Origin of the sequence: Streptomyces fodineus, assembly GCF_001735805.1 — a bacterium.
Lineage (GTDB): Bacteria > Actinomycetota > Actinomycetes > Streptomycetales > Streptomycetaceae > Streptomyces > Streptomyces fodineus.
The window spans coordinates 223,847-243,195 of sequence record NZ_CP017248.1; the positions used below are offsets into that span (position 1 = coordinate 223,847).

Annotated in this window: 18 protein-coding genes and 6 pseudogenes; 11 read left to right on the top strand and 13 right to left on the bottom strand. The window is 68.3% G+C overall.

Features of this window, described 5'->3' with window-relative positions:
• Positions 1 to 148 precede the first annotated feature (148 nt).
• From BFF78_RS48980 to BFF78_RS49940, 3 genes and pseudogenes are all read right to left on the bottom strand, one after another.
• Positions 149 to 597, bottom strand: a pseudogene (locus BFF78_RS48980) (transposase); the annotation flags it as partial.
• Between the two features lie 48 nt (positions 598 to 645).
• Positions 646 to 852 (bottom strand): annotated as a pseudogene (locus BFF78_RS48985) (DDE-type integrase/transposase/recombinase); the annotation flags it as partial.
• Entirely contained in the window at positions 818 to 1,093 is a 276-nt protein-coding gene (locus BFF78_RS49940; RefSeq protein WP_107440848.1) for an IS3 family transposase, read from the bottom strand. The pseudogene BFF78_RS48985 and the gene BFF78_RS49940, both read right to left, overlap by 35 nt.
• A 437-nt stretch (positions 1,094 to 1,530) precedes the next feature.
• On the opposite strand from BFF78_RS49940, the gene BFF78_RS00920 reads away from it, so the two are divergent.
• A complete protein-coding gene (locus BFF78_RS00920; protein ID WP_069776493.1) occupies positions 1,531 to 2,904 on the top strand; it encodes a Fic family protein in 1,374 nt (457 codons plus the stop codon).
• Between the two features lie 43 nt (positions 2,905 to 2,947).
• Here BFF78_RS00920 and BFF78_RS00925 read toward each other — a convergent pair whose 3' ends face one another.
• A complete protein-coding gene (locus tag BFF78_RS00925; RefSeq protein ID WP_069776494.1) occupies positions 2,948 to 3,208 on the bottom strand; it encodes a hypothetical protein in 261 nt (86 codons plus the stop codon).
• A gap of 30 nt (positions 3,209 to 3,238) precedes the next feature.
• Here BFF78_RS00925 and BFF78_RS00930 point away from each other — a divergent pair, with 30 nt between their 5' ends.
• Both BFF78_RS00930 and BFF78_RS00935 read left to right on the top strand, forming a co-directional pair.
• On the top strand, positions 3,239 to 3,538 hold the full coding sequence (locus BFF78_RS00930) for a hypothetical protein (protein ID WP_069776495.1): 300 nt from the start codon (positions 3,239 to 3,241) through the stop codon (positions 3,536 to 3,538).
• A 313-nt stretch (positions 3,539 to 3,851) separates the two neighbouring features.
• Positions 3,852 to 3,962: pseudogene (locus BFF78_RS00935) on the top strand (IS21-like element helper ATPase IstB); the annotation flags it as partial.
• Between the two features lie 137 nt (positions 3,963 to 4,099).
• On the opposite strand, the gene BFF78_RS00940 reads toward BFF78_RS00935, so the two are convergent.
• The 4 genes from BFF78_RS00940 to BFF78_RS45915 form a co-directional block, all read right to left on the bottom strand.
• Positions 4,100 to 4,648: a GNAT family N-acetyltransferase gene (locus tag BFF78_RS00940; protein WP_069776496.1), complete on the bottom strand. Its 549-nt coding sequence runs from the start codon at positions 4,646 to 4,648 to the stop codon at positions 4,100 to 4,102.
• A 170-nt stretch (positions 4,649 to 4,818) separates the two neighbouring features.
• Positions 4,819 to 5,055 (bottom strand): hypothetical protein, encoded by a 237-nt coding sequence (locus BFF78_RS49945; RefSeq protein WP_418346604.1) that lies wholly within the window; start codon positions 5,053 to 5,055, stop codon positions 4,819 to 4,821.
• Positions 5,052 to 5,288 carry a hypothetical protein gene (locus BFF78_RS00945; protein ID WP_069776497.1) on the bottom strand — a complete coding sequence of 79 codons (237 nt, stop codon included), beginning with the start codon at positions 5,286 to 5,288 and terminating at the stop codon, positions 5,052 to 5,054. Before BFF78_RS00945 ends, BFF78_RS49945 begins: the two co-directional genes overlap by 4 nt.
• Positions 5,289 to 5,337: 49 nt before the next feature.
• Entirely contained in the window at positions 5,338 to 5,487 is a 150-nt protein-coding gene (locus BFF78_RS45915; protein ID WP_159032911.1) for a DEAD/DEAH box helicase family protein, read from the bottom strand.
• A gap of 493 nt (positions 5,488 to 5,980) precedes the next feature.
• Here BFF78_RS45915 and BFF78_RS00950 point away from each other — a divergent pair, with 493 nt between their 5' ends.
• Both BFF78_RS00950 and BFF78_RS47630 read left to right on the top strand, forming a co-directional pair.
• Complete coding sequence (locus BFF78_RS00950; protein WP_069776498.1) at positions 5,981 to 6,640, top strand: formylglycine-generating enzyme family protein; 660 nt, start codon at positions 5,981 to 5,983, stop codon at positions 6,638 to 6,640.
• 419 nt (positions 6,641 to 7,059) lie between these two features.
• Positions 7,060 to 7,578 (top strand): annotated as a pseudogene (locus tag BFF78_RS47630) (transposase); the annotation flags it as partial.
• Positions 7,579 to 7,695: 117 nt separating this feature from the next.
• On the opposite strand, the gene BFF78_RS47635 reads toward BFF78_RS47630, so the two are convergent.
• Positions 7,696 to 8,328 carry a hypothetical protein gene (locus tag BFF78_RS47635; protein ID WP_069776499.1) on the bottom strand — a complete coding sequence of 211 codons (633 nt, stop codon included), beginning with the start codon at positions 8,326 to 8,328 and terminating at the stop codon, positions 7,696 to 7,698.
• A gap of 836 nt (positions 8,329 to 9,164) precedes the next feature.
• Here BFF78_RS47635 and BFF78_RS50445 point away from each other — a divergent pair.
• Positions 9,165 to 10,249 (top strand): IS630 family transposase gene (locus tag BFF78_RS50445; RefSeq protein ID WP_472573251.1). Its coding sequence is split into 2 segments (ribosomal slippage): positions 9,165 to 9,608 and positions 9,611 to 10,249, totalling 1,083 coding nucleotides; the frame shifts between segments, so codons are not numbered across the junction.
• A 233-nt stretch (positions 10,250 to 10,482) separates the two neighbouring features.
• Here the strand turns inward: BFF78_RS50445 and BFF78_RS00970 are convergent.
• A complete protein-coding gene (locus BFF78_RS00970; RefSeq protein WP_069776501.1) occupies positions 10,483 to 10,815 on the bottom strand; it encodes a tryptophan 7-halogenase in 333 nt (110 codons plus the stop codon).
• A gap of 65 nt (positions 10,816 to 10,880) precedes the next feature.
• On the opposite strand from BFF78_RS00970, the gene BFF78_RS00975 reads away from it, so the two are divergent.
• The 3 genes from BFF78_RS00975 (at position 10,881) to BFF78_RS00985 (ending at position 15,060) form a co-directional block, all read left to right on the top strand.
• A complete protein-coding gene (locus BFF78_RS00975; protein WP_227025660.1) occupies positions 10,881 to 12,149 on the top strand; it encodes a carboxylate-amine ligase in 1,269 nt (422 codons plus the stop codon).
• A 546-nt stretch (positions 12,150 to 12,695) separates the two neighbouring features.
• On the top strand, positions 12,696 to 12,887 hold the full coding sequence (locus BFF78_RS00980; protein WP_069776503.1) for a hypothetical protein: 192 nt from the start codon (positions 12,696 to 12,698) through the stop codon (positions 12,885 to 12,887).
• A gap of 85 nt (positions 12,888 to 12,972) precedes the next feature.
• Entirely contained in the window at positions 12,973 to 15,060 is a 2,088-nt protein-coding gene (locus BFF78_RS00985) for an HAD-IIB family hydrolase (RefSeq protein ID WP_227025661.1), read from the top strand.
• 1,554 nt (positions 15,061 to 16,614) lie between these two features.
• Here BFF78_RS00985 and BFF78_RS00995 read toward each other — a convergent pair.
• Positions 16,615 to 17,091, bottom strand: coding sequence for a hypothetical protein (locus tag BFF78_RS00995; protein WP_069776504.1), 477 nt, complete (start codon positions 17,089 to 17,091; stop codon positions 16,615 to 16,617).
• 553 nt (positions 17,092 to 17,644) lie between these two features.
• Between BFF78_RS00995 and BFF78_RS01000 the strand changes: the two genes are divergently transcribed.
• Positions 17,645 to 18,280: a hypothetical protein gene (locus tag BFF78_RS01000; protein WP_069776505.1), complete on the top strand. Its 636-nt coding sequence runs from the start codon at positions 17,645 to 17,647 to the stop codon at positions 18,278 to 18,280.
• Positions 18,281 to 18,334: 54 nt separating this feature from the next.
• A pseudogene (locus tag BFF78_RS44485) lies at positions 18,335 to 18,643 on the top strand (transposase); the annotation flags it as partial.
• 21 nt (positions 18,644 to 18,664) lie between these two features.
• Here the strand turns inward: BFF78_RS44485 and BFF78_RS47645 are convergent.
• Together BFF78_RS47645 and BFF78_RS49950 are read right to left on the bottom strand one after the other, a co-directional pair.
• Positions 18,665 to 18,787, bottom strand: a pseudogene (locus tag BFF78_RS47645) (IS5 family transposase); the annotation flags it as partial.
• A gap of 272 nt (positions 18,788 to 19,059) precedes the next feature.
• Positions 19,060 to 19,248 carry a transposase gene (locus BFF78_RS49950; protein ID WP_159032913.1) on the bottom strand — a complete coding sequence of 63 codons (189 nt, stop codon included), beginning with the start codon at positions 19,246 to 19,248 and terminating at the stop codon, positions 19,060 to 19,062.
• Positions 19,249 to 19,349 lie beyond the last annotated feature (101 nt).

Genomic DNA, 19,349 nt, shown 5'->3' on the forward strand with positions numbered 1-19,349 from the left:
TGCTGCTGGCCAGCGGCTACTGACCTTCGCGGCAGGTTCCCGGCGTATTCCGGTCCCCACCTCTTGGTGGGACTGCTGCCCGTCAGTGCGGAGACGATCAGTCGCGTTGAGCCTCGTGGGAGGCCTGTCCGCGTCTGCGAGAGCTTCGGCGGGTGATGCGCCTGGTCATAAGAGTGATCGCGGCCCAGGTGATGACCGATTCCGAGTGCTGGATGAGCCGTTCGTAGTCGCGTGCGTGCCGACGGGCGTGCATGACCCGGGCGTGTGAGCGTTCGACGACCCAGCGCCGGGGCAGAAGGACGAACCCGACGGCGTCCTTCGGGCGGCTGACGGTCTTGATCGTCAGGTTCAGGTGCGCCTTCGCCCAGGTCACGAGCTGTCCGGCATAGGCAGAGTCGGCCCAGACCATCGTGATCTCGGGGTGCATCAGCCGCAGCCGGAAGAGGACTTTCTTGGCCGTGCTGCGGTCCGTCATGTCGGCCGGAGCGGCAGGCCCTTGGTGTCCACGACCAGGTGCCGCTTGCGGCCGTTGATTTTCTTGCCGGCGTCGTAGCCGCGGGAGTCACGGCCGACGGTGTCGGCGGCCTTGACCGACTGGAAAGCGCCCAGCCGGCGGCAGGCCCGGCAGAACTTGCGTGAGGCGTACTCTCTGCCGCGGTCTGTGTGGAAGATGACTCCACGCACGTCGCCGCCACGGGTCGTCGCGGCCATGTGCAGCGCGGCCACGACCAGTTCGGCATCATGGCGAGCTCCCATCGCATAGCCCAGAAGGCGGCGGGAAAACAGGTCGATGACCTTGGCCAGATACAGCTTGCCCTCACCGGCGTCGATCTTCGTCTCGTCCCCCCCCACCAGACCATGTCAGGTGCCTCTGCGGTGAAGTCCCGGCGCACGAAGTCCGGGGCGGCCGGGCCGTCTGCCCGGCCGGGTCAGCCCCCGCCGTCTGCACACCTTCCGCGCGACCAGGCTCGGACATGATCTTCGCGATCGTGTTCACCGAGCCCCGCCAGCCCTGCCTCACCAGCCTGATCCAGATCTTCGGCGAGCCGTGGGTGCCGCCAAAGTCGTCGAACTCTTCCTTCACCGCTTCCATCAGATGCTGTCTGCGCAGCTCACGCCGGGTGGGCTGGCGGGTGCGGTGTTTGTAGAACCACGACTGACCCACGCCCAGGGCGCGGCAGGAGACGCGGTGCGAAATGCCGTGCTCAGTCTGAAGTCGCTGATCACCCCGACGACGGATGCCGGGTCCGCCACGGCTGCTTCACCCACAGGACCATGCAGCGTTTGAGGACATCACGCTCCATGACCAGCTCCTTCTTGTCCCGCTTGAGCTAGGCGATCTCCAGTCGCAATCGCTCCAGCTCGTCGCTCCCGCCGGCCGGTGCGGTCCCTCCCCTACGGGCGCGGGAGACCAAGCTTGCCAGGGTGGTCTCGCTGATCCCCAAGTCCTCGGCGACCTCGGTGAACGGGTTCGGGCAACCAACCGGTAATCGGGTTGAACCGGTGCTGGTGGGCGGAGAGACTTGCGCGGTGATCACGGAGCTGTCCCCACGCAATCTGACCTGGGACGAGGTGGATCCCGCCCGTCATCCGTTCGACGGAGAATCGGCGGCGCGGGTGGTGAGATCGCTCAGGCCGGCCGGGCAGGTGCCCCGACGTCCCGATGTACCGCCGGGTGACCGGGCCCTGCACGAGTGGAGCTGGGACGAAGCCAGACCCTGGTCCGACGCCATGACGTACGCCCTGGCCGAGCACTACGGCCGCTGGGTCGCCGGCTGGCGGTGGGCGCACGACGAAGGGGACTTCGACGGGGGGCCGGTCGGCAGCTGGTGCTGCCCCCAGCACTCGGTCACCACCCCGGACGAGACCCTCGATCGCGTGACTGCGGCGCTGCGCGAGTGGCGTGAGTGGCTGGAGAGCCTGGCCACACGATTCGAGGCCTACTCGCTGGACCTGGCCGACATCGACGACCAGCGGATCTTGTGGGACCGCACCGCCCACAACCTGATCCTGCACGTCACCGACCGCACCGGCTGCGGCAGCGCCTGGTACGGGCACTGCCATCAGGTACTCAGCTGGTTCCTCACCCGCTGGGGCGTCGCGGCCGACGACGCCGAGCACCTGGTGGACCGGGCGATCGGAGGCCGGTTCAAGAGCTGGACCGGCCCCGACCCGGTACTGGTCGAGGACATCACCGAGCGGCTCGCGGCCTCCGTGCGGCCGCACGCGGACGCCCGGGCCGCCGAGGCGCCGCTGCCCGACCACCTGGAGCGCTGGCTCGCGGTGCGGGAAGCCGTGCCGTGGCAGGAGGCCCAGGACAGCACCGGGGATGGACCGGTGACGCCGTCCCGCGACGGAGCGGCGGAGGAGATCCGCACCTTCGACGCAATCCTGGACCCCGCCCGCGGACAGGGCCTGCTCACCGCCCTGGAACTGATGCGTGCCGACGCCGCGCGCGGCGCCCGGCTCGACTTCGACCTGATCCAGGGCTGGCAACGACACGTCCTGGGCACGCCCGGGCCGCCGCCGTTCCGCACCTTGGCCGCCTTCGCCAAGGGCGGCCGGGAACGGTACGGGATCGGCCCGGACACCCGCGCCCGCCTCGACGCCTGTGTGGCCGAGAGCGCGAAGGACGCCGCCCGGCCCCTCCCGCTGACCGCCCGGGCCGCACGCGCCTTCCTCGACGTCTGCTTCTTCCACCCCTTCGACGACGGCAACGGCCGCTCCGCCCTCCTCACCTGCCTCTTCGTCCTGGCCCGCGAGGGTGTCGCGCTCGACGGCGTGCGACTGCTGCGCCGTGTCTCCTTCCAGGCCGACGAGCCGCAGGACGCGCTGACCCTCGCCGGGTACGTCGACCTCCACCTGCGCGAGACCCGGCGAAGGACCACCGACCCGGCCTCCTGAACGGCCCGCGGCTGCGTCCCGCTCCGACCGGTGACCCCGGCCGCTACGTCCCACCCGGCCCCGCGACCCCCTCAAACACCAGCTGCTTCGCGGCGGCCAGGATGCAGTCGCGCGGCACCAAGACCAGGGACTCACCCTCGCCGATCGAGGCGCCCAGCTCGTTCATCCGCTCCGCCTCCGGCGCGGTCAGGAGATGCAGCTTCCCGATCACAAAGAAGTCGCCGTCGTCCCGCTCCACGACATCCGGGCAGTTGTTCGCTCCGACGGACCCGCGCTCGGCGGGCGTCGATCCGATACGGCGCATGAGGCTCCTTGCGGTGACACGATCGGTGTTATGAACACCAGTACGGACTGGACCTACCGGGTGTTCGAGCCGCACGGGTCCGAGGGCTGGCGCCCCTACGGCAGCGACCCCGAACAGTGGCACGGCGTGATCACCGCCGCCGACACGGACGAGGGCGCCAGGCACGCCATCGGCCGCATCGTCGCCGACCTCATGACCGAGTGGGAGAGGAACGGCCTCCACCATGCGATGCACGTGCGCGTCTTCCTCTGGCACGACGAGGCGGGCGAGATGGAGGATGCAGACTTCGTCGTGGAGGTCCGGCCCCGCTCGGACTTCGACACGGCGTGACGGATCAGGAGGCCCGGCGGCCGAAATCCGCATCGGCGGCAACCCACCCGCGGGCACCGACACCCTGGGTCAAGGGAACTGCAGGTACGCCCCCCTGTGGCGGAGATGAGGGCACCCCTCGGCACCGCGCAAGATCTCCCCCACACAACGAAAACGCCGCCCAGTACAGCTGAGCAATAGCAGACCGCGACCGAGATCAATAAGCAATGCGACAGCCACGCCGCACCAAACACCGCACGAGCGAAGCCAATGCGGAGCTAGGTCTTGTCCGGGCGATCATGTGCGCAACCAGATGACCAGGGCCGCTGCGGTGGCCATCGTCGACCGCCTGACCTTCAATGGCACGATCATCGAGACCGGCACCGGCTCCTACCGCCTCGCCTCCACCCGGGCCCGGGTGGAGGAACCCGCCAAGGCCGGCTGACACCTACAGGCCCCACCTCGACGGCGCGCCGATCTTCACGGGCCGCGCGCCGTCCCACCCCGTCTTTGAACCTCGATTGATCTCCTCGCGCTCGCCCGGCTTCATCGCGATGAGTGCGGACACTGCCGAGCACGACCTCAGTCGGACAGCACGACCGGGGACCACACGCCGAACCACTGCTCGGCGCCCCAATCCTCGTACCGTTGCACCTCGGTGAACCCCAGCTTCGCCGCGAGGCGCATCGAGCGCTCGTTGGCGGTCTGGGTGGTGAGCACCACCGGCTCGCCGGGCAGCGCTCCGGCGCACCAGTCGAGTGCCGCCGCGCACGCCTCCGCGGCATAGCCGTGTCCCCACGCCTGCGGCAGGAACATGTAGCCGAGCTCGGCCTCCGAGGTCCCGGGGCGGACGTGGACCGGATGCTCCGGGTCGCGCCGGTCGAGCGTGACGATCCCGATCATCGCCCCGTCGAGATCGACCACGAAGAGGCCAGGGCGCCGCTTGGGCGCCTCGGGCACCTCCCGCTCGAACTCGTCACGCTGTCGAGGGCCACCGATGTAGGTGCCCACCTCCGTCGAGGTGAACAACTCGATGACCGCCGCACGGTCCCGGGCCTCGGGCTTACGGAGCACGAGCCTCTCGGTCCTGATCGGGGCAGGTGGCCAGGCGATGGGTCCTAACTCAGTCATGCAGGCCAGCTAAACAGCAGGCGCCGTAGCGATCAAGGCCCGCGGCTCCTCGCCCAGAGCGCTCTGCGGGGCGTAGCGGACCGGGTAGTAACGCTCCCATGCCTCCAGGTCGTAGGGCGGGCGAGGTCCGGTCCGAAGTAGGTGTCGCTTGCCTGCACGGCCGCCGGTACTCAGTGCCGCGCGGCTGTCGCCGTCCGTGGCCCGATAGATGACCACCTGCCGCTGGGCAGACGCCCATCCCGGTTGCAGCGGCCGGCCGCCTGCTGCATCGACTCCGCCGGCGCCCACGCCTGGTACACACGCGGGAAATCAAGATCAACACCCGCCTCGATCAAGCTGGTGGACACCAACTGCACCGGCTCACCGTCGGCCGGCCAGTAACTCCTTGACGTGGTCGATGACTTCACGGCAGTGCGCGCCCGTCATCCGGGTCGGGAGATGCCACACCTCTCACCGCCGACCCCTGGCCTTCGAGGTGACGGTGCAGGCGGGCCGCATCCTTGGTGGTGCCCGCCGCGATCAAAACCTGCCGGTGCCCTGCCGACTCGTCGGCGATGCTCTCTAGGGTGACGTCCTCACCCGTCCGCCACTCAAAGGTGACCCGGCGCAACGCTTCGAACAGAGCGGATGGATCCTCCACGATCCCCCCGCTGAAGGCCCCTCCACCTGGGCAGCTCCCAGAACGACGGCTAGGTGGCCGTCACCAGCAACACGGCGACCCCGTAATGATCCACCAGCCCGCGCAGCACGCTCAGGATCGGAGCGAGTAAACGGTCCGGCAGGGCCTGAACCTCATCCAGCACGATCACGGAGCCGGCCAGGTTGTACAGGCGGCGCATCTGCATTTCTGCAGCGGCGGTCGTCCCCTGGGGCGGCTGAGGATCGCAACCTCCTACCGCACCCACACCCGGTCGCGGACGTCCGGGGTGGCGGCTGTCCTCCGGGATGGCAGAGGTCCGCAGCTCCTGCGACTGCAGTCCCTTGGCCAGGCCGTGGGCGGAGTAGCGGCAGTCCTCTGGGACGGCCGAGAGTCGCAACGGCGGGGTGTTCGTCCTGTCTCAAACGTCCCACACACGTGGCGGTCGCCCTCGGGGGCAGCCGAGAATCGCAACCACCTCTTGACCATTTTCCGATGGGCGCCGACCCGGGTGGCGGCCGTCCTCGGGACGGCCGAGTGTTTGTAAGCGCTTCTCTGGGCACCGCCGCACGGACCAGAAGTGGCTCCATGGTGTACGAAGTTGATCTGGCCCCGCCGCCGATCGGAAAGATCGGTAGAGCGGTGGGCAGACGCCGGTAGGGTGGCCTGTTGTGGACACGAGGGCAGGAAACGAGATGGTTGCGGTTCCGTCGGGACAGGTGACGCTGTCGGACCGGCGGACGCAGAGCAGTTGGCCGGTCGAGGTCGCGCCGTTCCAGATGTCGGCGCTCCCGGTCACGCAGTCCTGGTACGCACGAGTCACGGGCCGACGGCCGAGTAGCGCCCAGGATGAGAGGCTGCCGGTTGAGGGTGTTTCATGGTGGGACGCGGTCCAGTTCTGTAACGCCTTGTCCCAACGGGAGGGGCTGGCGCCCGCGTATCGCCTGTGCGTCGACGCCGAGACGGCCGAGTGGGACAGCTCCGCAGACGGATACCGGTTGCCGACCGAGGCCGAATGGGAGCACGCCTGCCGTGCGGGCACTACTGGCCCGCGGTACGGACAGCTCGACGAGGTCGCCTGGTACCAGGGCAATTCCGATGGGCGGATCCACTCTGTCGGCGGCAAGAAGCCCAACGCATGGGGCCTGTACGACATGCTGGGCAACGTGTGGGACTGGTGCTGGGACCTCTACGACACCGAGGTGTACGGGGCCTACCGGGTGCTCCGTGGTGGTGGATGGGCCGACGAGCACTGGAGCTGCCGGGCGTCGGTGCGGCGCCGCAGCCACCCGACCTTCCGGATCGACGACGTGGGATTTCGCGTCGCGCGCTCCACACCACTGGCTCAGCCGTAACAGCCTATTCCGAATCGGTCAGTTAAGCGGGGGCGGCTGTCTCCGAGGCCGGGTGACGTGCCCTCTCTTCAGTGGGCGAGGTCGTCAAGTGCCACGACTGTGCCTGTTTCTTCGGGCTCTGGTCCACTTCTTGTGGTCGCGTACGCAGGGTGACTGTTGATCTTCGTGTGGTGGCGGTTGAGTTCGCTCGAAAATCGCCCGGCTGGATGGTGGTGTGGTCGACAGTCCTTCGCCGTGGACGCAGCGAATGCCGGAGTTGGATGAGTTGCTGTTCTCCTCGATCGAGGGTGTGTTGTCGGTCGAGGTGAGCGACACGGTCGTCTGGGTCAAGGCTCGTACGACAGCAGGGCGGCGGCCAGTCCGGGGTGTGGATGCCAGTCGGGCGAATACATGGCTCTTACCTACGGTTCCCTCGTGACATGCCGACCGCGGGCAAGTTCGTTGTGGTGTTGTTGCGGGTGCGGCGCTTCCTCTGCGAGGAAGAGTCCTGCGAGCGCAAGACCTTCGCGGAGCAAGTACCTGGCCTGACCCGCAGGTTCGGGCGACGGACCGAGCGGCTGCGGTCGACGCTGGTGTCGGTCGGTCTTGCGCTCGCGGGCAGGGCCGGCGCCCGGATGACGGACGCCTTCAAGGTTCTGGTCAGCCGGAACACCCTGCTGAGGCTCATCGCCTCGCTTCCGGACCCCGTCGCCGCCACACCCCGCGTGGTCGGCGTGGCCGAAAACGCCCAGCGCAAGGGCCGTGTCTACGGGACCGTGCTTGGCGACGTCGAGACACGTCGCCCGGTCGATCTCCTTCCCGACCGGGACGCGGACACGCTCGCGGCCTGGCTCTCTGAACGGCCCGGCATCGAGATCGTTTGCCGTGACCGGGCTCCCCTCTTCGCCGAGGGCGCGACCCGCGGCGCCCCACAGGCTCTCCAGGTCGCCGACCGGTGGCACCTCTGGCACAACCTGGGCGAAGCGGCCGAGAAGTGTGTCTACCGGCACCGCGGCTGCTTACGCCCCACGCCGGAACAGCTGGAGGAACCCCCGGAGGAGCCGGAGCCAGCCGCGTCATCGGCCTGGCCGACAGGGCACCGGTTCGCCGAAGTGGCAGGGAGTGCCGGTCCAGGACAGCACGTTGCTCCACGTCACCCAACTGCCGTTCGCGCCGAGCGCGGTGTGCAGAACGGTGCGGTGGATCTGGTCCGCCGCGGTCACCTGCAGCCCTCCGCCGACCGAGGCGGCCGACAGGCTTGGGAACCAGTCGTTGCGGTAGACGCCGCCCGGCGCCACCTGGTCGGGAGCGGTCCAGGTGCCGTTGGGCTGCTCTATGGTGTGCATCAAGCGTCCGTTGGTGTCGATGTGCACCAGGCGCACATGGGTTCCTACGACGGCTGCCGCGAGGTGGTTCTGCGTGGGCTTGGAGGCCACCCGCACCGGCGCCAGGCCGTGCATCTGGGTGGGGGCGGGCCAACTGCCGTCCGGGTTCCGGGTGGTCTCCTCCAAGATGACGTCCCGGCCGGTGGGCTGCTCGATGAACGGACGCAGGCGACCGTTTTGCACCACGTCGGTGAAGTCGTAGAAGGACCAGCTCTTGAACAGCTGCTTGTTCGGGGCCCACTTGCCGTTGGCGTATCGGGCGGTCTGCAGGACCTCCCAGTTGGCGCCCTGCACAAGCAGGTCGAGCCCGCCCTTGCCGGCCATGGCCGCCTGGTGGGCCGGGGAAGCAGTTCCTGCCGAGGATGCGGCGGCCGCCGCCTGTGAAGCAGCGGGGGCTGCCAGGGGAACGATGCTGATGGCGGCGGCGAGGCACAGCTGGGCTACCCGCCGAAGGTTTGGCTTCAAGGAACCCTCTGACGCGTAGGAGACAGACGGGGACCCTAGAGGATGCGTGAGGACCCGAACAGACGTGCGTCCGGCGGATCCTGTCGTGGCCGTGCGACCGCGCCACCCCGACAGGAGCCGCCGCCACCGCCCGCCGCTGACCTGCGGCCCGGTCCGGGTGAAGGCATCAGCCGGCACTGCCACGGCACAGGACCTGTCGGAGGTTGGTGATCTCGTCCAGCAGCGAGTTCAGGCTGACGTTCCCGGGGTGGGCATTGATCTGTGACAAGACCGCCTCGATGTCTTCGGCCTCCTCGTCCCTGGGTTCGCCGTCCCGGTTGCCAACGACGTCGGTGAAGACCAGGGCGCCCAGCCGCCGCGTGCACCCCTCGGCCCGTGCCAGCCGGGCGGCGACCTCTTCGATCGCGCGTTCCTCGGCCTGGTGGAATTGCGGAGCGGATGATGGTGGTGACCTGGTCGGCCGTGGGCGGCTCGATCAGGTCGGTGCGCATCTGCTTGAGCAACTCGGCGCGGATCGGCTCCTTGCGGCGCTCCTTATGCCGCCAACTCGCCGGCCGCGACGCCGACCTGGCGGGCGACGTGCTCGACCGCGTCGCGCGGAAGTTCCAGCCGCATCTTGGGGTGCCGTTACTGAGGTTTGAGGCGGGATGTCGTTGGGGGGTGACGGAATGTGATCGTCGCGGTATGCCGGTTGTGTGAGGTATCCGCAGGGTGGTGGGCTGACGCCTGAACGGCAGGTGTTTCGCGAGCGGATCCGGATGGAGGCCGCCGAGCGTTTCGTCGCAGGTGCCTCCAACGCGGAGGTCGCCATGGACTTACGGGTGAGTGTGCGCTCGGTGCAGCGGTGGCGACGGGCCTGGAAGGACGTCGGCACCGAGGGGCTGCGATCGGCTGGACCGGTCTCGAAGCCGAAACTGAGTGACAGGCTGTTCGCCGTCCTGGAAGTCGAGTTGGCCAAGGGTGCCGCGGCGCACGGCTGGCCGGACCAGACCTGGACTCTGGCCCGGATCAAGACGCTCATCGGGCGGCGGTTCCACAAGTCGTTCACGCTCTCCGGGATCTCGCTGATGCTGCGACGCCACGGCTGGAGCCACCAGGTCCCCGCGAAGCGTGCGGTGGAACGGGACGAGGCAGCCGTCGCCGGATGGGTGAAGGAGACCTGGCCATCCGCGGAAGCACCGCGGCGGCGCTCGACGCCTACCTCGTCTTCGAGGACGAGGCCGGCTTCTCGATGACGCCGCCCACCGCCCGCACCTGGTCCCACCGCGGCGACACCCCCATCGTCCGCGTCCGCGGGCGTTCCCAGCGCCGCATCTCCATCGCCGCCCTGGCCTGCTACAGGACAGGCGAGCGCTCCCGGCTGATCTACCGACCGATCGTCCATGCGGACCACAAGGCCGGCGGCCGCCGAAGCTTCGCCTGGACGGACTACCGCGACCTGCTGGCCACAGCCCACCAGCAACTCGGCAGGCCGATCGTCCTGATCTGGGACAATCTCAACGTCCACCGCGACCGCCGATTACGCGAGTTCATCGACTCCCACGCCTGGATCACCGTCCACTACCTGCCGCCCTATGCGCCACAGCTCAACCCGGTCGAGGGCATCTGGTCCCTCCTGCGAAGGCGCTGCCAGGCCAACACCGCCTTCACCGACGCCACCCACCTGATGGACACCCTGCGACGCGGCCTTCGCCAGGTCCAATACCGGTCCGACCTCATCGACGGATGCCTCACTGGCACCGGCCTCACGATGACGACATCACACCTCAAACCTCAGTAACGAGCGGCGAAGGCAGCCCGGCCGCCCGGTGCTCAGCACCACGCTTTCGTGTCGCCCTGGTCGGCCACCGCCTCCGACTCCTCCTCCTAGACGTCGTCTTCGGTCCAGGTACCGAAGGGGACCGGCGCTCCGTGGGCTTCGGCACCGAGCAGCAGCGCACCACCCTTGCGGCGCCAGTCGGAGGGATTTGACTCTGATCGGTACGTCCGGAGGCTCATCCGGTGGTCGCTGTCCTATGACTCCGCATCGCCCGAGCGCCCGCTCAAACCGTCCCAGCCGGCGACGCGCTCGGCGTCCAGCCGTACACCACACCCGTGGACGTGATCCGAGCTGGAGGACCTGGTCGTCGTTTTCCGGACGAATTCGTGCTGTTCCACGAGCCTTTTGACTCCCATCACGTCCGGGACCGATACGAGGGAAGGCAGAAGGGATTCGCCCACCTGGTAGCGAGGGAAGTGCTCTCTTGCCAGCACCGTGACGTCGACGCCCTGACGGGCCAGCAGTGCTGGCGCCGTGGATTTCGCGGGCCCGCAGTCGATGACGAGTACCTGCGTCTTCTCCTGCATGCGCGGCCCTTGCCGGATAGCCGGATATCATCCACCTCGCTACTTTGCGTGACAGACTGGTTACCGTGACGAACGATAACTGGGCGTCGGCCGCTGGGCAGGAAGCAGGGGAGGCTGGCGGCGCGCTTCCCCGGACGCCGGACGGATCGGTGTCAGTGACCGTGGGGGTGGAAGAGGAGTACCTGGTGGTGGACCCGGTCTCCCGCCAGGTGAGCCCGGAAGCCGAGAAGGTCGTGGCCCTGGCCGCGGCAAAACTCGGCGAGCGTGTCACCACTGAGTTCACGTGCTATCAGGTCGAGGTCCGTACCGACCCCCACACCAGCCTGACCCGCCTGGGCGACCAGCTTCGCTCCACCCGCGCCGTCGTCTCAAGAGCTGCCGCTCGCCTCGGACTGGCTGTCATCTCCAGCGGCACACCCGTACTCGGCCAGCGAACTCCCCCGCCCATCACCCCGGGCGACCGCTACGCGCAAAGCGTTGCCACTTACGGCGCCCTGGACCACGAGCAGACTGTATGCGCCGCTCACGTCCACATCGGCGTCCCCGACGAAACCACTGCCGTGCAGCTGAGCAACCACCTGCGTCCCTGGCTGCCTGCACTCATCGCCATGACGGCCAACTCGCCCTACTGGGACGGTCAGGACACGGGATATGCCAGTTGGCGCACCACGACGTGGGGGCGGTGGCCCGTGGCCGGCCCGCCCCCCTACTTCACCTCTCGTGATCACTTCCAGACGCTGGTCGACACCCTCGTCACTTCAGGCACCGTGATGGACCGCGGCAGCCTGTACTGGGATATCCGGCCCTCCCACCACGTGCCCACCCTGGAGGTCCGGATCGCCGACGCCTTGCCCACCGTCACGGACACCGTGCTGCTGGCCGGTGTCATCAAGGGCCTGGCCGCAACCGCCTTCACCGCCATCCGCCGCTCCCAGCCCGCGCCCAAGCCAGGGTCCGAAATACTCAGAGCCGCATGTTGGCGCGCCGCGCACGACGGTCTGGCCGGTGACACCATCAATCTGCGCACCGGGCGACTCGAACCTGCCGCCGTGCTCAACAAGCGTCTCGCGGATACCGTGCGGGCTGCTCTCGGCGCCGCCGACCTTGCCTCCCTGCAAGCCGCCCAGAGGCATCTGCTCACCCATGGGAACGGCGCCGACCGCCAACGAGCAGCCTACCGCCAGCGGCGCCACCTCCCCGATGTCGTCGACCACCTCATCCACTCCATGACGGCCCTCGACTACTGTCGACACTCCGTTTCGGATCGACAGGATGCGTCCGACGCGCCATGCCTCCTGCCACCCCACACGCATCACTCGAATGGCCCAACGTGACGGCCCCCCGAGGTGCATTGCGCGCAGTCAGCGACAAGGCTCGTTACTGATGCGCCGTGACACACCCGCTCTGTCCCGCTTCCGAACGCCCCAAGCCGGAGGCCGATAGACGGGTTTTTATGTCGCGGCCGCCGAGAAACAACAAGACACAAACAACAAGACATGACACACAGGCCAGGTTCAATGCCTTCGTATCCAAGCCGGACACGACCGCATCGGAAGACACCGGGATCCCCGAGCCCGTCGTGGTGTAGCCGATCGCGCTGGCTGAATCCCGGGTTCGGGGCCCATATTTCCCTCGCAGGAGGTGCTGTTGAGGGGACACCGAGCCGCGATCGGCGTTGATCGCCAGGCGACCCGCAGCGGCATGTGCTGGACGGCCTCGAAGCAGTGGCGACAGACCGTGATCCGCTACATGACGCCGGGGGACACAACCGTGTGGGCCGGCACAGCCGCACAGCCGTTGCGGCCAGGGCCGGCAATGCGGCTGACGAGCTGTGGCACACCGTGCGTATTTGGGGAGGATTGATGTCAGTAGCAGATCCTGTGATCGACCGGCTCGTGGAGGCCGCGCGCTGTGCGCCAGCAGCCCTGATCGCCCGGCTTGTGAAGAGCGACGACTTCCGCGAGGTGCGGCTGGGCCGGGCGATCCAGGACCTGCAGATCCCCTCGTCGAATCCGGGCGCCGATGAGGCAGGACGGGTCATCGATCCGGTAACCCACGACCCGGGCTGGTGAAGTCTCCCGCGCGCTCCGGCACGTGGGGTGGGTGGGCATCCCGCTGCGTCTCAGCGTCGGCGCCGTGACCGTGAAGGGAGCCTCTGTGGGGGACACATCCGGCTTGGCCAGGGTCCTCGTGACCGACTTGGACGGCACGCTGTTGGAAGGCGACGCAAGCGATCGGCGGCGCCTGCGCGACGTGCTGAAGCAGGACCCGGACATCACGCTGGTCTTCGCGACGGGACGTGGCCTGGCCTCCGTACAGCAGCTGCTGCGGGACGACCCTCTGGTGCCGCCTGCGCGCTGGATCATCGCCGATGTGGGAGCGAGCGTCATCGACGCCGTCCGCACCGTCCATCTCGAAGCCCTCGAAGCGCGGCTGCGCGCCGGGTGGCCGGGCGCCCACCGCGTCCGGGCGGCGCTGAAGCGTTTCCCGCAGCTGGTGTACCAGGAAGACGTTTCCCAGGAGAGCCGCTGTTCCTTCTATCTGGACCCCGAAGGCCTCTCGGACGACCTCACGGCCGCGGTGAAGGAGCTGGGATGCGCCTGGTCATACGCCTCGGGGCGCTACTTCGACGTCCTGCCGGCCGGTGCGAGCAAAGGACGTGCCCTGCACCTGCTCGGACACAGGCTGGGATGGGACCGCCAGGCCATGCTCGTGGCCGGGGACTCCCTTAACGACCTCTCCCTGTTCTGCCTGGGAACGCACGCGGTCGTGGTGGCCAACGCGGAGCCCGCGCTGGCCGCCCGTGCTCCCGCGAGCGCGCGGATCCACCTCAGCGGCTTCGACGGAGCCGCCGCCGTCCTCGAAGGGATGCAACGCCTCGGCTGGCTGCCGCGCTGGTCAGTGGTCATCGGCTATCACCGCCCGCCCGTGCGCTGGCTGGACGGTGCCTGGCAGACACCGTCCAGCCCGAACGGGATCCTGCCGACCCTGCGGTCCGCCCTCACCGACAAGCGAATGGACGCGGTGTGGGCAGCCGCCCACACCGGAGAAGCAGCGCCGCCCGCCATCCTCGAGACCGTCACCGACGGCCTGCCTCTGTCCCTGCTGCCGCTGCGCCCCGAACAGTGGCAGGGCTACTTCCACCGTGTCTGCAAGGAAACGCTCTGGCCGGCCTTGATGTCCCAGCCTCACCTCATCCAGGACCGGTCCGCCCACTGGGCCGACTACGAACAGGTCAACGCCGAGTTCGCCCGTCACATCAGCTCCCTCGCCGCCCAGAACGGCACTGTCTGGCTGCACGACTACAACCTGTGGCTCGTACCGGCCGCCCTCAGGGCCCAGCGGCCCGACCTGACCCTCGGGCTCTTCCACCACACGCCGTTCCCTCGCCCGGAAGTCTTCCGCCGCATCCCGGCCGCCGCACAGCTCCTCGACTCGCTCAGACACCTGCACTGGGCTGGATTCCACACCTCCGACTGCGCCGACAACTTCCGGCGCCTTCTGGCCGACACCCGAGGACCCGTGCCGCGCACTGGTGTCCACCCCCTCGGCATCGACCGCACAGCCGTCGCGGACCTCGCCAGGGAACGGGCCCAGCCCCACCCCCGACACGACCGCGGCCAACTGGTGCTGTCCGTGGAACGACTCGACTACGCCAAGGCACCCGTTCACAAGATCCGCGCGCTGGACGACCTCCTGAGCCAGACCCCCCGGCTACGGGGACAGGTTCGCTTCCGCCTGGTCTGTCCACCACCGGAAGACGGCATCCACGCCTACGACTCCACCCGCCGTGAACTCGAGACCGCGATCGCCCGCATCAACAGCCAGTGGGCCAGCCGGCAATGGCAGCCCGTCGACTACATCCCCCACAACCTGAACTTCCCCGAGGTCGTCGACCACTACCTGGCAGCCGATGTGTTCTGGGTGACCTCACTCGCCGACGGAATGAACCTCACGGCCCAGGAGTACATCACCACGCACCACGCCACCAACCGCCCCGGCGTTCTCATCCTGTCCCGTCACACAGGTATCGCACAGCACCTGGGAACCGCCGCGCTGCTCACCGACCCACTGCACCCCCACGACCTGGTCGACACCCTGCGCACCGCACTGAACATGAGCACAGCCGAACGCCTCGCACACATAACGCACCTGGCAGGCCTGCTCGACACCCCGCCCCCAGCAGAATGGGCCCACACCATCATCACCGCCATCCGCAGCGCCAACTCCCCGCACACCCCCTGACCACCTCAGTCACCAGGCCCGCTCCCTGCGTCCACCCCCACCTCCGCAGGCTCGGGCCCCACGCTCGTGGAATGCCGCCCACCGACTGTGCCGGCTTCCGACTCAGGTCGCCTGATGCGAGACTGCCGGCCACTGGTAACAGGAGTCCTCAGCCGAGGCCGAGCCTGCTGAGCGCGGTGGTCCAGTCGGTAACGATGGCCTGCTGCGCAGCCGCCAGGGTGACCTTTCCAGAGCAGACGGCCGTGTGCAGCTTCGTCTCCACGGGGTCCTTCTTGTTGTTGATGCCGCCTCCCGGCCTGTGACTCGGATCGGCCGGCTCCACCCAGAGGTTGCGGGGATCGCTGGGGGTCGCCTCCGAGCTGGAGGCGGATGAGGTGGTCGTACTCGGCGTCCGGCATGCTGCCGGTGTAGCCGTAGGAGGCGGCGTTGAGCTTCTTCTCCTTGCCGGTGACGGAGGCCGGCGGGCGGCGGATCCCCTTGGTGTAGCCGCCCTTGCGGCAGATCGTCGACGCCAGGTCCGCCTGCGTCACCGCCGGCGAGATTGCACCCGGGGTGCCCGACCGGTCTTGGAGCGGCTCGCCCTTCTCGTACCGGTACCTACAGCTGCCCGTCGGGCGACTGCTGCTGCACCGTGTACGTCGACTGCGGCCCCGCGCCCAAAAGCCGAGACCACGCTGACCCCAGCGTCGGGGACGAACTCGCCCGACGGCAGGGCTGCGCCAACTGCCCTCCCTGGCTGAGCAGCTACGCAAGGCAGGCGTCCCCGTCAAGCCGACGGTCGGCGGCGAGCCGGTCCAACTGCCGCCCGGCATGGACTTGGCCGCCTACCGCGTGGCTCAGGAAGCGGTCACCAACGCCATGGAGTATGCCCAGGGGCCGAAGCCCTGATCTCCGTCGACCACCACACGCCGGAAGCAGTCGCCGTCGACGTGACGGACAGTGGCGGCACCTCGTCCGCAACGGTCCCCGCCGGCGGCGGCCGCGGGGTGACGGGCCTCCGCGAACGCCTCAGCGTCTACGGCGGCTCGCTGACCACCGGACCCACCCCTGGCGGCGGCTTTCGCGATCGTGCCGAAATCCCGAGAGAGCGGAGCACAGTCTGCATCCGCCGGCCCGTACACGCGAAGGCGCCGGAGTCCCAGGCTTCGGCCAGCGGGACCAGGTGGTCGACGTCCAGCCCCTTCGGGCCGTCGATATAACGGTCGTCGTAGGGCGAGTACCACTCCCCCCCCGGCTCAGCGTGCACTTCGGCCCCTGCACGAGGAGATCGCGTACGGGGGCGGTGACGGTTTCACCGGATGCGGCCAGCCAGGGCGGCGTGCGCGACGGTCGTCGGGATCAGGAGCGCGGCGAAGGCAGTGACGGCTGCGGCAGCGGTACGGGCGAGACGCACGAGTCAGCGGTCCTCTCGAAGATCACCAACAGTTCGTGATCTTCGTACCGGCTCCCGCCAGCGACCCGCCCAGCACCGGGGGCGACTCCACCCGATCGATGGGTAAATCCGATGGTCAGCCCGCCGCAACAGGCGCTATCGCAGCCAGTGGAGGCGCGCGGCTACGACGGCCAGACGACTTCACCGTCACGTACCAGCAACGGCTCGGGCCGGCGCTCTGCATACGAGCGGATCCATCCCAGGTCGACACTGCCGTCGAAGCGTCGATGCCTATCGTCCGCCTTGGTCGCTAGCCAGCCGAGGAGTTCACCAACCCGCTCGAAACCGTCAGGGTGGATCTCCTGCCGACTGGTCAGAGCCCAGGCACCACAACGGGTTTCCTGCCGGCGCAGCAGGACCGAGACGAGGGCACCCTCCACTTTGAACGCCTCGCCGTGGTCGCCAAGAAGAGGCTCAGGATGGTTCTCGATAACGGGCTGGCCGTTCTCGTCCTCCACGACGAGCGGAAACTCGGTGACGATACGCAGAGTCTCTGGCTCTGGCCCGGCTCCGAGGTGCCATCGCAGCTCTGCCAGTTCCTCTTCCGAAAACTCGTCACGCAGGTCCAAGGTGAGCATGAGCTCGAACATGTCAGCCATAGCTGTACACGCTAACGCGGTGGCCGGTCGACGGAGACTGACACGATGACGGGCATGACGATCAAGAACGGGTCCCAGCAAGAGACTCTTAGGATCGTGCTGCTCGGGGCTCGAGGTGTGTGATGCCTGCGAGTATGTAAGCTGGCGCCATCTCATGCGGGCTGGCCAGGTTCAGACCACCGACAGTCGTCCCACAGGTGGCGATCAGAGCTGTCGCTCGCACTGCTTTCGCAGCCGGCTCGGGCTGTTCCAGGAGCACGGCAACGAGGAGCGTGCGAGTGAGGTCTCCAGTCCCGTGGGCAGAGCCTCGAGGCCTCGGTCGGCTCCACCGCCGCGGGCGGCGTCGAGTGCCGCGGCGTCGCCGCGCGGACTGGGCGTACCCAGGATGACGCTCTCACGTGTGGTGAGGAGCCAGCGGATATATTCCTGCGACGTCATTGCTACGCGCCGCCACGCGTCATTGTTCGCGACCGCGGCGAGGTAGAACGCGCCTAGGCTGGTCTGACAAAGATCATTCCGTGCGCAAGTCGCAGGTGCACGGCACAATAGGGCCGTGGGGACGGACATCCGGGGATTCGTGGAATGCCGCACGTGGGGCGTTGGCCTCGGTGTCGGAGAGACAGCGTGGCAGTCGGCCGTCGAGCTTTCCATGTTGGGCGTGACCAGGGACTACGAGGCGTTCGCCTGCCTGTTTGGCGTCCGGGACTTCAGCGGCCGCTGGCGGCCCGTCAGTGCCGGCCGAGGCTTGCCCGTTGACGTGTCGGAAGGTGCTCGCGCGGAGCACGCGTCATGGGGTGGGGCTGCGTTCGGGGCTACCTGGCTGGGTTGGAAAGAAGTTCTTGCCATCGACTGGGATGAGGCGGCGCTCCCCCGTGCGACCACCATCGCCCGGTACCGTCGTCTACCGGACGGCACACTGAAATTGCTGCACCGGGATGACTGGAGCCGCAGGTTCGCGAGGGCCAGTGGTGTCGACACTCTGGCTGTCGATCCAGACCGCATCGGTGAACTGTGGGCCGAAGGAACTGAATGGGACGTCGGCACCACGGTCTTCCGGGCCGAACGCGCCCGGCGTCGCGACGCCGTACCCTCCGATGGCTTGTGGCGCCCAGTGTGGACCGTGATGCGTGCTCTCGCCGACGTTCACGGCGACCAGCACGTCCGTCTGGTGGTGTGGTTCGAGGAGTAGCCCCTCGGCACGACTCCGGTCAGGCGGGCCCGGACGCGTCCGAGAACTGATCTTGTGGCTGGTCGAGGAGAGTTAAAAGGATGCCGCGTGGGAGCTCATCAAGCCGCTGCTGCCACGTGCGGACGGCGGTGGGCGTCCGTGGCGGGATCACCGGCAGGTGATCAACGGGGTGCCGTGGCGGTTGCGGATGGGGACGCCATGGCGTGATCTGCCCAAGCGGTACGGGACTTGACAGACCGTGCATGAGCGGTTCGCCCGCTGGGAAGCGAAGGCACCTGGGCGAAGCTGCTGCAGCACGTGCAGGTACGTGACCACGAAGTGGGCGCGGCGAGGTGGACAGTTGGGGTGGACTCCACCATCAACCGCGACCCATCAGCGCGCGTCCATGACCGGCTCGAACTGGGTACAGTCCGCCCGTTGCCCGGGGGTGACAGTGAGAGACAGCGGGCGGCAGCGACCATCGGCGCTCAGGTGGACTTTGGTCGTGAACCCGCCGCGGGAGCGGCCCCAGGCCCTCGCCTGCCGCACCACCGTCGCCAAGTGGCCGAGCAACCTCAACCAGGTTCTCTCGCTCAGGTGTTCTGCCGCTACAACCCCCTTTGAACAACTCGGCGCTGGCGGCGGGGTTCTACGGCCCCAGCGGCGTGCTGGTGGGCTCGCATCACGGTGGAGTCCGCCGAGATGTCCCAGTCGATTGCGCCGTCCGCGTCTGCGTCGCCCTGGACCTGCTGGAACAGCCGCTTCCGGGTGCAGTCGGACGAGCAGAGCCGATGACGTTCCTACACGGTCTTCCACGGGCCGAACCGTTCCGGCAGGTCCCGCCACGGCACGCCGGTCCGCACCCGGTGCAGTATCCCGTTGACCACCTGTCGGTGGCCCCACCACCGCCCGCACCGGTTGTTGCTCACCGGCAGCAGCGGCTCCAGCCGCGCCCACTGCCCGCCCGAAAGACCTCCCCGCCCCATCATGCTGCGGACAACGCTGCAGGCCGGTGGCCGGACACGGCCCAGCATCAGGACGCGGCAACAGCCCGCAGGTCTACGGCTGTCAGCAATGACAACAGGCTGAT